The 12666-nt window shown below is 56.2% G+C and carries 13 protein-coding genes; 5 read left to right on the top strand and 8 right to left on the bottom strand.

The window, feature by feature from the left end:
* Window positions 1-118: 118 nt before the first annotated feature.
* A complete protein-coding gene (locus V3H56_RS14170) occupies window positions 119-619 on the bottom strand; it encodes an Lrp/AsnC family transcriptional regulator (RefSeq protein ID WP_024778535.1) in 501 nt (166 codons plus the stop codon).
* 119 nt (window positions 620-738) lie between these two features.
* Here V3H56_RS14170 and V3H56_RS14175 point away from each other — a divergent pair, with 119 nt between their 5' ends.
* The 5 genes from V3H56_RS14175 to V3H56_RS14195 all read left to right on the top strand — a co-directional run bounded on the left by V3H56_RS14175 (window position 739) and on the right by V3H56_RS14195 (window position 5790).
* Window positions 739-1773 (top strand): histone deacetylase family protein, encoded by a 1035-nt coding sequence (locus V3H56_RS14175; protein WP_042730647.1) that lies wholly within the window; start codon window positions 739-741, stop codon window positions 1771-1773.
* Between the two features lie 49 nt (window positions 1774-1822).
* A complete protein-coding gene (locus tag V3H56_RS14180) occupies window positions 1823-2875 on the top strand; it encodes an ornithine cyclodeaminase (RefSeq protein WP_338473474.1) in 1053 nt (350 codons plus the stop codon).
* Window positions 2876-3018: 143 nt separating this feature from the next.
* Entirely contained in the window at window positions 3019-4434 is a 1416-nt protein-coding gene (locus V3H56_RS14185) for an amino acid permease (RefSeq protein ID WP_338473475.1), read from the top strand.
* A 406-nt stretch (window positions 4435-4840) separates the two neighbouring features.
* Entirely contained in the window at window positions 4841-5434 is a 594-nt protein-coding gene (locus tag V3H56_RS14190; RefSeq protein WP_338473476.1) for an N-acetyltransferase, read from the top strand.
* Window positions 5431-5790 (top strand): cupin domain-containing protein, encoded by a 360-nt coding sequence (locus V3H56_RS14195; protein WP_042730651.1) that lies wholly within the window; start codon window positions 5431-5433, stop codon window positions 5788-5790. Before V3H56_RS14190 ends, V3H56_RS14195 begins: the two co-directional genes overlap by 4 nt.
* A 63-nt stretch (window positions 5791-5853) precedes the next feature.
* Here the strand turns inward: V3H56_RS14195 and V3H56_RS14200 are convergent, their stop codons facing one another.
* Genes V3H56_RS14200 through V3H56_RS14230 form a run of 7 tightly spaced genes read right to left on the bottom strand, consistent with a single transcriptional unit; the run spans window position 5854 to window position 12309 of the window.
* Window positions 5854-6636 (bottom strand): PhnD/SsuA/transferrin family substrate-binding protein, encoded by a 783-nt coding sequence (locus tag V3H56_RS14200; RefSeq protein WP_338473477.1) that lies wholly within the window; start codon window positions 6634-6636, stop codon window positions 5854-5856.
* A gap of 43 nt (window positions 6637-6679) precedes the next feature.
* Complete coding sequence (locus V3H56_RS14205) at window positions 6680-8008, bottom strand: LLM class flavin-dependent oxidoreductase (protein ID WP_338473478.1); 1329 nt, start codon at window positions 8006-8008, stop codon at window positions 6680-6682.
* A gap of 30 nt (window positions 8009-8038) precedes the next feature.
* Complete coding sequence (locus tag V3H56_RS14210) at window positions 8039-8944, bottom strand: ABC transporter substrate-binding protein (protein ID WP_338473479.1); 906 nt, start codon at window positions 8942-8944, stop codon at window positions 8039-8041.
* A 49-nt stretch (window positions 8945-8993) separates the two neighbouring features.
* Window positions 8994-9677, bottom strand: a complete 684-nt coding sequence (locus V3H56_RS14215; protein WP_338473480.1) for an ABC transporter permease — start codon at window positions 9675-9677, stop codon at window positions 8994-8996.
* Window positions 9677-10306 carry an ABC transporter permease subunit gene (locus V3H56_RS14220; protein ID WP_338473481.1) on the bottom strand — a complete coding sequence of 210 codons (630 nt, stop codon included), beginning with the start codon at window positions 10304-10306 and terminating at the stop codon, window positions 9677-9679. The genes V3H56_RS14215 and V3H56_RS14220 overlap by 1 nt, the downstream gene beginning before the upstream one ends.
* Window positions 10303-11334 (bottom strand): ABC transporter ATP-binding protein, encoded by a 1032-nt coding sequence (locus tag V3H56_RS14225; RefSeq protein ID WP_338473482.1) that lies wholly within the window; start codon window positions 11332-11334, stop codon window positions 10303-10305. The genes V3H56_RS14220 and V3H56_RS14225 overlap by 4 nt, the downstream gene beginning before the upstream one ends.
* Before the next feature lie 30 nt (window positions 11335-11364).
* Window positions 11365-12309, bottom strand: a complete 945-nt coding sequence (locus tag V3H56_RS14230) for a fatty acid desaturase (protein ID WP_338473483.1) — start codon at window positions 12307-12309, stop codon at window positions 11365-11367.
* Between the last annotated feature and the right edge of the window lie 357 nt (window positions 12310-12666).

Here is a 12666-nt window from a genome sequence, read left to right on the forward strand (position 1 = left end):
TCAGCTTGCGCTTCGTCTCAGCTAACTGGCGCATATGGAAGCGCTTTCAGCAGATACTTATGACGACGGACGTGGCGGGAAGGTTTTAGAGCCTTGTTCAGCCCAGAACGTCCGATCTTCAATCCTTGCTCAATTTGGGTATGGCCATACGGCTACCCGCTTTGATTTCGCGCAAAGCCAGACTCGACTGAATAGACGCGATGCCGACCTGGCGCCTCAGCACTTGCTCGATAAAGTCGCTATAGCTATCAAGATCCTCGGCCAACACTTGAAGTACATAGTCGGCATCTCCGGTGATCTTGTGGCAAGCCAATACCTCTGGCAATTGCGCAATCACTGCCTCGAAGGCGTCCGGAGCGTGATCGGCATGGGTGGAAAAGCGAATGTGCACGAATGCCATGATATCCAGCCCGAGCATTCGCCGATCAAGGTTGGCTTGATAGCCCTTGATGACACCCGCCTCTTCCATTCGCTTGCGCCGCCGCCAGCACGGAGTAAGGCTCAACGACAGCCGTTCACTGAGTTCGGCATTGGAAATGTTCGCGTCCTCCTGCAACAACTCAAGAATAGCCAGATCGGTTTCATCAAGACTGATGCGCTTGGATATTTTTTTCTGCATGAAACCACTCCTTAGTAAAAACTTCCGAATAATCCGCCAAATCGTGGAAAGAAAGCAAAGAAAGCGCAGCCATGCCGGAACAGAATATTTGCACTGGCTCACATTAACGGATGCGCAGAATGTTTACAGTTTTCAGTGATTCCCACCGGTTGCACCACGGCACCGAATTGAAAGACGGCGCGCTCAAACCGTCTTTCGAACAGCCGAGTCGGGCCGACACGGTGCACAACCGCGTCAAACAGGTTGGACTTGGTCAGATCATCGAACCGCGCGCTTTTGATCGCTCGTGCTACGTCAACGCGCACAGCGAGCGCTACGTCAGTTTTCTGGAAAATGCCTGGAGCGAATGGTGCGCAACCGGTCGCACTCACGATGCCTTGCCGCTGGTATGGCCGGTGCGCGATCTGGCCGGCGAAGAGGTGCCAACGTTCATCGATGGCAAGCTTGGCTTTTATGCCATGGACGCTGGCTCACCCATTACCGCAACGACCTGGCAAGCCGTGAAAACCAGCGCCGATATCGCCCTCACCGGCCTGGCCCTGCTCGATGAAGGCCACGACAGTACCTTCGCCCTATGCCGTCCACCTGGTCATCACGCCGCACGCGAATACATGGGCGGTTATTGCTACCTCAACAACGCCGCCATTGCCGCGCAGCAGGCCATCACCCAAGGCGCCAAACGTGTCGCGGTGCTGGACGTCGACTTCCATCACGGCAACGGCACGCAGAACATTTTTTATCAGCGCAGCGACGTCATGTTCGTGTCGCTGCACGGCGAACCGGCGGTGTCCTACCCGTATTTCTCGGGTTACGGCCACGAAGTCGGCGCAGGTGCCGGCGAGGGTTACAACGTCAACTATCCCCTGCCGAAAAACACCACCTGGGAGAGCTATCGCAACGCCCTGCTCCATGCCTGCAAAAAACTCCAGCAGTTCTCGCCGCAAGTGCTGGTGATTTCCTTGGGAGTCGACACCTTCAAGGACGATCCCATCAGTCACTTCCTACTGGAAAGTGAAGACTTCATTGGCATCGGTGAACTGATCGCGAGCGTCGGCTGCCCGACCCTGTTCGTGATGGAGGGCGGCTACATGGTCGATGAGATCGGCATCAATGCCGTCAACGTACTGCACGGTTTCGAGAGCAAACGCAGCTGAGCCCCCCACGCTCTACAACCTTTCAATGCCTGGATCGGAGAATAAGAACATGACGCTTTTTATAGATGTCGATGATGCTGCACGCTTGTTCACCCAAGTCGGTATCCGCCGCGCCATCCGCGAAATGGCGGGCTACATCGAAGCCGACTACGCACGCTGGGCGCAGTTTGATAAATCACCGCGCACGGCCAACCACTCAACAGACGGCGTGATCGAGTTGATGCCGACCGACGATGGCCAGCAGTACTCGTTCAAATACGTCAACGGCCACCCCAACAACGGCCAGCAGAATTTACTGACGGTCATGGCCTTCGGACTTCTGGCGGATGTGCAGAGTGGCTATCCTACCCTGCTCAGCGAACTCACCCTGACCACCGCCGTGCGCACAGCAGCCACCTCCGCGTTGGTCGCGCAATCGCTGGCTCGCCCCGGTGCGACCTCGATGGCCCTGATCGGCAATGGTGCCCAAAGTGAATTTCAGGCGCTGGCCTTTCATGAAATGTTGGGCGTCAACGAAATCCGTATTTTCGATATCGATCAAGAAGCGTCCCTCAAACTGAAGCACAACCTCGCGGCGTTCCCAGACATCGAAGTGATTCTGGCCAGCTCGGTGAAGGACGCGGTCAAGGGCGCGGACATCGTCACCACAGTCACCGCCGACAAAGCCTACGCAACCATTCTGACGCCCGAGATGATCGAGCCCGGCATGCACATCAATGCGGTCGGTGGTGACTGCCCTGGTAAAACCGAACTGCACGCCGACATCCTGCGCAACGCCCGGGTCATCGTCGAGTTCGAGCCGCAAACTCGCATTGAGGGCGACATCCAGCAACTGGAAGCCGGCTCCCCGGTGATAGAGTTTTTCCAGATTGTGCAGGGCGAAGTGGCCGGACGCGAAAACGATATGCAAGTGACGGTGTTTGATTCGGTGGGCTTTGCCTTGGAAGACTTTTCGTCACTGCGCTATCTCAACGACCTGGCTCAGGCACAGCAAATCGGCCAGCGTGTCCACCTGGTCCCGACGCCGGCCAACATCAAAAATCTATTCCAACTGCTGGATCCGCCACCGGCCAAAGCCTCGCGTCTACGCACCGTCAGTTGATCGGTGATGACCGCTCTTCGCCACTTGGCGAGGGGCCATTCACCCTCCAAGCATCGTCTTGATTAGCCGCTGCTTCTCTAACAAAAACGCTCGACACCTACTTTCTGCCAAAACTCAAAAACATAAAATCAAGAGGTTTTGCAATGAAATCGAACCCTTCCGGGCTGCTTGAACAGCCCGCGTTGCAGCGCACGCTCAGCAATCGTCACATCCAGTTGATGGCCATGGGCGGTGCCATCGGGACCGGCCTGTTCATGGGCTCTGGGAAAATTATCGCCCTCTCCGGGACGTCGATCATCCTCATCTACATGATCATCGGTCTGTTCGTGTTTTTCGTCATGCGCGCCATGGGCGAAATGCTCCTGTCCAACCTCAACTTCAAAACCTTTGCTGACTTCGCCGGCGCCTACCTCGGCCCGCGCGCAGCGTTCTTTCTCGGCTGGTCGTACTGGCTGAGCTGGAGCGTAGCGGTGATCGGCGACGCCGTCGTGGTCGGCGGATTCTTCCAGTACTGGTTTCCGGATATGCCGGCATGGATACCCGCCGTCGGCATGCTGGCGACACTGTTCGCGTTGAATGTGCTCACGGTCAGACTGTTCGGTGAGGTGGAGTTCTGGTTCGCGATCATCAAGATCATTGCCGTCGTGACCCTGATCGGCGTCAGCACCGTGTTGATTGTCAGCTCCTTCGTCTCCCCCAGTGGTGTCACCGCATCCCTGAGTCACCTGGTGGACAAACAGGCGGCTTTCCCTAACGGATTGCTTGGCTTCTTCGCCGGATTTCAAATGGCGATCTTCTCCTTCGCCGGCACCGAGCTGATCGGCACCGCCGCCGCTGAAACCCGCTCGCCGGAGAAGACCCTGCCCAAAGCCATCAACTCTATTCCGCTGCGGATCATCCTGTTCTACGTCCTCGCGCTGAGCTGCATTATTGCCGTGACATCGTGGCAACAGGTTTCCCCCGTCAAAAGCCCTTTTGTCGAACTGTTCCTCGTCGCCGGGTTCCCCGCAGCGGCCGGTATCGTCAACTTCGTGGTCCTGACCTCGGCGGCCTCATCGGCCAACAGCGGTGTATTTTCATCGAGCCGCATGCTGTTCGGGTTGGCGAATCAAGACAACGCTCCGGGTATTTTTCGGCGTCTATCAGGCAACAGCGTGCCTTTGCTGAGCCTGGCCTTCACAACACTATTGATGCTGCTGGGTGTGCTCGTGCTGTTCATCGTTCCGGAAGTCATGACGGCATTCACCATCGTTTCCACCGTGTCTGCGATCCTGGTGATCTTCACTTGGTCAACCATTCTCGCGTCTTACATTGCCTACCGCAAAAAGCGTCCTGAGCTTCATGCCAAATCTGCTTACAAGATGCCCGGCGGCGTTCCAATGGCATGGTTCTCAATGGCTTTTCTGGGCTTCGTTCTCTGCCTGCTGGCATTAAGACCTGACACCCGCGTTGCCCTGTTGGTCATGCCGGGGTGGTTCATATGGCTGGCAATTGCTTATCAGTTAACACGTAGGTGGAAGCCTGAAACCGCAGTTGAATCGGCAAACCAATTCGGTTGAGCTGCTCTAACGAACCCTCTGCGCTGGAGGGCTGTAACAAAGAGACAGCCCTCTATTTGAATCGCTGAGAAGTCGTCCTAGAGCCTAGTCAAAATGTTCTTCGGCGCCCCCGACAGCCTGTAATCGAGCGTCACCAACCGAACCCAGCAAACACGCTGACGGCGAAGTCCCTGATCTATGCTTGGAAGTCAGGGCATCGAGCAAGGTCGGCAAATCCCCCTCCAAGATTGGCGATTGAAGCATCCATTTTACTGCCACGTGTATTTGAGCATGGGGCGGCGTCGCACGCCGTGCTGATGGTGTTCGCCCAGAGCATGATGGGGGCCGCTCAAACCGCCTACCCTGCCACCCTGTCAAAGGCGTAATCCTTAAAAACTAACCACCCGATCCCATGGAAGCACCCTACATGCCTATCGACTTCAGACCCGCTCAAGCCTCGGACGCGCACGATATTGCGCGCTTCTTTCAACTGACATCGGAGGGCATGGCCGATTACATATGGAGCAAGCTTGCCGCACCGGGAGAAGCATTGCTGAGTGTCGGTGCGTCTCGCTATTCCAGGGAACACGGCGACTTTTCCTACAAGAACTGCCTGATGGCCACTTTCGAAGGGCGTGTCATCGGCATGATGCATAGCTATGTCTTGCGCGCGACCCCTGACGGGCCTGTCGAGACCGACCCGGTCCTCGCGCCTTATTCCGACATGGAAATACCCGATACCTTGTACATATCCAGCCTGGCTCTGGACGAGGCCTGGCGAAACCAGGGGCTGGGCGTCAAGTTTCTTCGCCACGCCCAGCAGCGCGCCGAAGACTCTGGGTTGGAGGGGCTATGCCTGATCGATTATGCAGAAAACCACGGTGCCCGCCGATTCTACGAACGGCATGGTTTTCAAATTGTTAAAACCTGCCAGATCGTTCCGCACCCGATGCTGGGCGTAACCGGTGAAGCCTACTTGATGTATCGCCCTACCCAAAACGTGCTCGAGAAAAAACCATGAACAAGAAACTGACCGTATTCCGCGAACTGGATATCCAACCGGTGCGCGACCTTCCCTTTTTTGAAGAAGTCCTGGAAGGCACCCCTCACACGCTGACGTCCAAGTACTATCACGATGAACAGCAAGGTCGCATTTCCGGAGAATGGGAAGCCAGTACCGGAGCGTGGCGCATCGACTACAAGGTTTGGGAGTTCTGCCATGTCCTGAGTGGGCGCTGCGTCATCGAGCTTGAAGGTTGCGCCCCGCTCACACTGGCCGCTGGCGACACGTTCATTATCGAACCGGGCGCCAAGGGGACATGGACCGTGCTGGAAGACATGAAAAAGAACTTCGTGATCCTCTTGCCCGCGCAATAGAGCCCTGTGTTCACGGTTGTATCGGAAACCATCGAGGGGCGACCATTCCAGGCCCCTCACCGCTCAGGACGACACAAACGAAAAACTGCGACGGGTCGCATGGCGTTCATACGCCAGGAGACACTCGTAGTCCGCCTCACTGGCTGGCAGGACCTCCGTGAGGGCCAGCGTTCGGGAAACCTCGGGAAGCTGTTTCAGCGCCTCGTTCATTGCGGCCCTGATTGAATCTGCGTCTGTCGCCGTCCGACGAATCGAGGTGATGTAAGGCAGGCAGGGGCTGCGCACGCTTTGCGCCAGGATCTTCAAGCCGTTTATCTCGTCACTGTTATCTCGGGCAAGGTAGTCGTAGGTGACGCTGTCGACGGAGGCCAGATCACCGTCGTGGTCCTTCAGCCTTCGCATGCTTTCCCTGTGCGACCCTGTGAGCGTCATTTTGGAAAAGAACCCGTGGTCGCTGATCCCCGCCAGCGTGTGGCGCAGTAGATTCATTCCCGAGTTGGAATCCTGGGCGTTGATCAGCCCATGGCTGCCCTGGAAACCGACCAGATCAGTCACCGTCGAATCCGCCCTGCAGAGCAGCAGGCTGCAATGATCGCCGCCCGAGCTATGAGCCAGCGCATAACTGGGGCGCCCCACCAGCCTCACGTTTGCGCGCAGTGACGTGATGAATGGGTAACCACAGGTCTGGGATAACAAGAGATCCGGGGCAAGCCACTGGGACGCAGGATCGACGATCCGTTTCTGCTCACGGCGTTCGCCCAGCAGCTCCAGGACGCGTTGCAGCCAGGCCTCCTGCGCCTGAACAACCCTGGCAGGCGCGAGGTACATGGACAGATCGCTGGTCATATGACAATCCCGTGGTGGACGTGATGAGCAGCTTGGCTGCCGATCACAACAAGAAGCTGTTGCCGGGTTTTTCCAAGCCCAAACGGTCCCTCAGCGTCCCGGGCGCGTACTCTTTGCGAAAAACGCCTCTGGCTTGCAGCAAAGGCACCACGCCGCGCACGAATGCTTCAAAGTCCGTCGGCAAAAACGGGAACATGAGATTGTAGCCGTCGACGGCATTTGACTCGTACAGCGCACAAAGCTTATCGGCAATCTGTTCCGCCGTTCCAATCAACAGCCAGGTACTGGAGCTCTTGACCAGGCGGCGCCCTATTTCGCGGATAGACAAGGATGCATCGTACTGCTTGAGGAGGGACAGCTCAGTTCGAATGCCATCAAACCCGGATTCGTCCGGCAACGCGGGCAAAGGTCCGTCGGGTGATAGCCCCGTCAAGTCGAGGCGGGTGTAGCTGGAGACCAGATCAATCGCCACAGCATCGATGATGAGGCTGTCCTCCAGTTGTCGGCGCCGTTCTTGCTCAGTCTCATCCTCCAGAACCACCGGAAGCACGCCGGTAATGATTTTCAGGTCGCGGCTATGCCTGCCCTTCGATTCCAGGCGGTGATTCAGATCGGCCCTGTATGCCAGGCCTTCTTCGACCGAATGGATGAAGCAGAAATGCACGTCCGCATGGGCCGCGGCCAGATCCTTGCCTGCTTCGGAAGACCCCGCCTGAGCCAGGACCGGATAACCTTGAGGTGGACGTGGCACATTAAGCGGCCCGCGTACGTTGAAGTGCACGCCTTTATGGTTGATCGGGTGAATTTTCGAGGGATCGGAAAAATCGCCAGTGTCCTTGGCAAACTCAAGTGCCCCCTCCTCCCAGGAGTCCCAAAGTTGCTTGACGACCTGGATGAACTCTTCGGCCCGACGATAACGGTCAGCGTGTTTTGTGAGGTCCGACAATCCAAAGTTGCGAGCCTCTTCTTCCAACCAGGAGGTCACGATATTCCAGCTGGCTCGCCCGCCACTGAGATAGTCCAGTGAAGCGAAGTAGCGTGCGAGGTTGAACGGCTCGTTGTAGGACGTTGACGCAGTGCCCATCAGTCCGATGTGCTCGGTAACGGCAGCCAGCGCAGACAACAGCGTAATGGGTTCAAGCCGGGCATTTGCATAGTGCCTCAGCCCGCTGGCCACGGAATCCCAGACCGCAACGTGGTCGGCGACAAACACCGCATCGAACTTGGCTGCCTCGGCAGCCTGCACCAACTTGACGTAGTAACCCAACGTCAGCACTTCATGGGTCGGTGACAGCGGATGACGCCAGGAAAAACGATGGTCCCCCTGGGGATTAAAAAAGAACAGATTCAATATCATGCTGTTATCGGACATAACGCCTCCGCGCCTCTCGCCATATCACGTTCAGTGGGTCGTTTTGCTGGTATGTTCGGCGACCCATTGCGCCGCTACCTTGGCGGGGTCCTTGTGATCGATATCCACGAGGCGGTTGAGTTGCTTGAGGTCGTCATCGGTCAGCTTTGCCGAGACCTCATTGAGCGCCCTGGTGACGTCGGGGGTCAGCAACGCCCTGCGTCCCAGCGGCGTAATGTTTTGCAGAGGTTGTTGATGCTTGTCGTCCTCAAGCACCACCCAAGGTTCCTTGGCCAGGATGCCTTGCGTGGAGACGACGGTAGCGACATCGATAGCGCCTGAATTCAACGCCAGCCGCGACAAGGGCCCGCCCATGTCCAGCGACTTGACGCTCTTGAAGTTGATGCCGTAGACCGCTTTCAAACCGGGCAGGCCTAATGCGGAAGTGGCGACTTCCGGTGGCCCACCCACGGTGAGTTCACCTGAGACAGGGGCCAGGTCGGACAAGGTGCGCAAGTTGTACTTTTGCGCGGTCTTTTGGGTCACGGCCCAAGCGGTAATGGACCCTGTCGAAGAGGATTCGAGCAATTGCAGGCCTGCCGGCAACTTCTGCTGCAAGGCGCTGACGATTTGCGTTTGGCTGGTGAGGGCCGTCTTACTGTCATAGAAACTCAGCAGCGATCCGATATATTCAGGTACGACATCGACATCGCCGTTTTCCAACGCCTTGGCGATGATCTGGCGATTCCCCAGGTTGAGCCGGGTCTTGACGTCAATCCCTTGATTTTTCAGGGCCGATGCATAGATGTTGGCCAGAATGGTCTGCTCGGAAAAGTTGGCCCCGCCGACGGTAATGGATTGCGCACTGGCAAACAGGCTGCCGAGCAACGCGCACAATCCCAGCAACAGTGAAGTGGCGCGCGGTAACCGAGCCTTCAAACGGTGTTTGTCGTTCATTTTGATTTGCACCTCTGCAAAAATTAATAGGCACGTTTAAATGCCATGATCATGTAGCACTCGGTTCAACATCATTTGCTCGCCATTTTTGAAGCATGAGTGTGTCTATCCGTGAGCACACCCACTCGCTGGCGATCGCCAGGGCCGATACCACCAGGGCGCCACCAATGATTTGCGGCGTATCGTTACGGCCAAGTCCGTCGATCAAAAACCTGCCAAGTCCACCGAACCCGGCATAGGCGGCGATGGTCGCCGTAGCAATAAGTTGCACCAGGGCCGATCTGAATCCAGAAAAGATCAATGGAAATGCCAACGGCAATTCGAGTTGAATGAACATCTGCCACCTGCGCATCCCCATTGATCTAGCAGCCTGCCTGAGGGACGAATCCACTTGATCGATGCCCACATAGGTATTGGTTAATATCGGCGGGATGCTCATGGTGACCAACGCAATAATCACCGTACTGGTTTCATAGCCAATGAGCATGATTGCAAGTATCACAATCCCGAGCGACGGCAATGCTCGCCCAATGTTGAACACCCCTATGGCCACCTGCGCACCTTTGCGGTAATTGGCCATGAGTACTCCGAGAGGCAACGCTATCGCACAAGCAATGGCGAGGCTCAACGACACGTAATAAATATGCTCCGCCAGTCGAGTCAGTATTCCGTTTTCACCCGACCAGTTTTCCGACAGTGAAAACCAAAGATAAACATCTGTGATCATGTCCATCAGCGCACCCAAGGCACCAGCCACTTATCGATTGAATAAAACAGATAATCGAAACATAAGGCCAACATCACCGTCAGGATAAGGCTGACCGCCACCGGCGTTGTAAAACTCTGCGCCAACCCGGTAATGAAGAGTTGCCCCAGCCCGCCTTGACCAATTAATGCGGTAACAGTCACCAGTCCGACCAGGGTCACCGAGGTGGTGCGCAGCCCAGCCAATAACGAAGGCAACGCCAGGGGAAGTTCAATCCCGAAAAACCGCTGCAGGCGCGTATACCCCAGCGCACTTGCCTCTTCCAGCACCTCCTGAGGGTTACTCGCCAGCCCCGCCAAGGTGTTCTGCAACACAATCAGCAACGAGTACAGACTCAAACCAATCACCGCCGTTGTCTTCGACAAACCGGTAAAAGGCATGATCAGGATGAACAGTGCCAGGGATGGAATGGTGAAAAGTACTCCACTGACATAAATCATCGGCCGCGCCAATCCCGGTTTCCACAATGTCAGGAGCACCATGACACTTGCTAACAGCAACCCAGCAATCAACCCCAAACTAACCAGTTGAACATGATCAATTAACAACTGCCCGATCAGTTGCCAGTTTTCCAACACCCAGGCTCCATCCATCATGGCGCACCTCCAACGCGGCGCTGATTGAGGGCGCTGTGAAGGCTGGCAATCGAGAGGCATCCTTCGTAGCCACCCTCTTCGTCAACTCGAACAACCACACCGATTGGAGCAGTCAGAATTTTAACCAGAGCATGGTGCAACGAGTCATTGCTCGACACGGTTGTCAGTTCGGGAACAGGCACATCCGATTCACTGACCCATTTCAACGGATTGGACTTGTCATCCAGCAAGAGTTTGAATTCGCAAGCGATGTCGTCGTTTGGAAGATCGGAGACTTTCATCAGCGAGAGTCTTTTTAACAGAGGGTCCTTGCCGATGAAGTTCCTCACAAAGTCACTGGCAGGATGAGCCAGGACATTGTGCGGCGTGTCGAACTGCACCAGCTTCCCTTCGCCCTCGAAAATGGCAATCCGGTCACCAATCTTGATGGCCTCCTCCATGTCATGGGTCACCAGGATGATGGTTTTATGCAAACGCCTCTGAAGTGCAACCAGTTCGTCCTGCAAGCGCTCGCGTATCACCGGATCAAGTGCGGCAAAGGGTTCGTCCATCAATACCACCGGAGGGTCCGAAGCCAATGCCCTCGCCAGGGCGACCCGACTCTTTTGACCGCCCGACAACTGATTAGGGTATCGATCGAGAAACTCCGGCTGAAGCCCCACCAGGGAAATGAGCTCACTCACGCGCTGGCGGATGTCCGGCTTGCTCCACCCCAAGAGCCGCGGTACGGCGCCGATGTTCTCTGCAACCGTCTGGTGAGGAAACAAGGCCGAACTCTGCATCATGAAGCCAATGCCGCGACGAAGCGTAACGACATCAAGCTCATCGGTGGCCACGCCATTGACACGGATACGGCCACTGTCCTGGCTATCCAACCTGTTGATCATTCGCAGGATGGTTGTTTTGCCACACCCGCTGGGCCCGACGAATACGCAGATCTCCCCTTCGCGGACATGCAGCGTTAAATCGCTGACGGCCATCCGTAGGCTGCCTTTATGCGTTTTATTGATGGCTTCAAAACGTATCATTTTCCGACGCCCAGATTAGCTTCAGTCAGTTCAGTGGCTGGCAGGATGACGTGGGCAATCCACCGGATTGACCAGATGTCGGTGCAGTAATTGGAAGTAACCGTGGATGACATAGCCGTTGTTTCGAGCGATCCATTGGCTACGCCTGGCCCAGTACACCCGTGGCAGATAAAACCAGGGCAAGCCGGGCAGATCGTGATGTACCAGATGAAGATTGAGGTTCAGGAACAGCCAACTCAACGGCCCCGACGATTCATTGATAACCGTGCGGTGTTCTGGAAGCGCTGATGGCCGGTGCTCGTAAAATGAGCGGATCATCGAAATGGACAAGGCCGGCAGTGATACTAGAAACAGGTACTGCACAGCGCTGATGGCGCTGTAGCGTTCAACCCAGCTCAGCACCATGACGACACTGAGCACGTGCACGACCCACATCCGCCCGGCGCTCCGCCCCGGGCTAAACAAACTTCTGACTTCGCTACTTAGAAGGGATATCACCGCGAAAGGCGCGCCCATCAGCAAGCGGCCGCCCACGGTCTTGTTCACCCATAGCAACGCTCTGACATAGCCCGGTGACTGTGACCAGGCTGCGCGTGTGACGTAGCGACTTTCTGGATCGTGCCCAGGCACCGTCAGCATCGCGTCGTCGTGATGCGCCAAATGCGTGTCTCTATAAATATCGTAGGGGTACCAGACCGCGAACGGCAGGAACCCGAGGGCCTTGTTCACGGCCGGCCAACGGGTTGGATGGCCGTGAATCAGTTCATGCTGAATAGACAGCCACAGCACGACCAGGGGAATCAGCAGAACAAGGGTGAACACTTCGCCAAGTGCCTGCCCATAAAAGATAATGCCGGCCCAGGCCATGTAGAAACCAACCAGCAATAGCCAGGTGGGCCATTCAGTCTGGCTGGCCAATGTCATGGTCAGTTTGCCGACTTCAGCGCGATGCGCTTCATCCAGGTAGTTTGGCATTGTTGTCAGTCGCGATAAGGAGTGTTCAGGTCAGGCATCCAGTCGCTCACGCGCCAAGTCGTGCCCTTATGAACCAGGGCAATACTTGGAGATAACGGCTGGACTGATGGCAGGGAGATATCCCTTAGCGATGCTTCACATGGCGTAAAGAAGAAACGCCAAGCCTTCGCTGATTGCACTGCTGGCTTCGCTGTTAGCCTGACAAGGCAGAGGTTTGCCGGTCACGGATGGAACGGCAATGGAGGCACAAGGACTGATGCAGGTATTGCCAGAGAGGAAAATCGCGGCCTGGGTTGCGTCATGAGACAGAACCTCAAGGCTGGTTTGTAAGAGTCGGGCGCCGGACATAGTCGTACC

Source organism: Pseudomonas sp. MS646 (genome assembly GCF_036693845.1).
In the GTDB taxonomy this organism is placed as follows: Bacteria; Pseudomonadota; Gammaproteobacteria; order Pseudomonadales; family Pseudomonadaceae; genus Aquipseudomonas; species Aquipseudomonas chlororaphis_E.

Coding starts and splice junctions, on each gene's coding strand:
- V3H56_RS14170 (WP_024778535.1), bottom strand. CDS start 619: ATGCAGAAAAAAATATCCAAGCGCATCAGTCTTGATGAAACCGATCTG.
- V3H56_RS14175 (WP_042730647.1), top strand. CDS start 739: ATGTTTACAGTTTTCAGTGATTCCCACCGGTTGCACCACGGCACCGAA.
- V3H56_RS14180 (WP_338473474.1), top strand. CDS start 1,823: ATGACGCTTTTTATAGATGTCGATGATGCTGCACGCTTGTTCACCCAA.
- V3H56_RS14185 (WP_338473475.1), top strand. CDS start 3,019: ATGAAATCGAACCCTTCCGGGCTGCTTGAACAGCCCGCGTTGCAGCGC.
- V3H56_RS14190 (WP_338473476.1), top strand. CDS start 4,841: ATGCCTATCGACTTCAGACCCGCTCAAGCCTCGGACGCGCACGATATT.
- V3H56_RS14195 (WP_042730651.1), top strand. CDS start 5,431: ATGAACAAGAAACTGACCGTATTCCGCGAACTGGATATCCAACCGGTG.
- V3H56_RS14200 (WP_338473477.1), bottom strand. CDS start 6,636: ATGACCAGCGATCTGTCCATGTACCTCGCGCCTGCCAGGGTTGTTCAG.
- V3H56_RS14205 (WP_338473478.1), bottom strand. CDS start 8,008: ATGTCCGATAACAGCATGATATTGAATCTGTTCTTTTTTAATCCCCAG.
- V3H56_RS14210 (WP_338473479.1), bottom strand. CDS start 8,944: ATGAACGACAAACACCGTTTGAAGGCTCGGTTACCGCGCGCCACTTCA.
- V3H56_RS14215 (WP_338473480.1), bottom strand. CDS start 9,677: ATGGACATGATCACAGATGTTTATCTTTGGTTTTCACTGTCGGAAAAC.
- V3H56_RS14220 (WP_338473481.1), bottom strand. CDS start 10,306: ATGATGGATGGAGCCTGGGTGTTGGAAAACTGGCAACTGATCGGGCAG.
- V3H56_RS14225 (WP_338473482.1), bottom strand. CDS start 11,334: ATGATACGTTTTGAAGCCATCAATAAAACGCATAAAGGCAGCCTACGG.
- V3H56_RS14230 (WP_338473483.1), bottom strand. CDS start 12,309: ATGCCAAACTACCTGGATGAAGCGCATCGCGCTGAAGTCGGCAAACTG.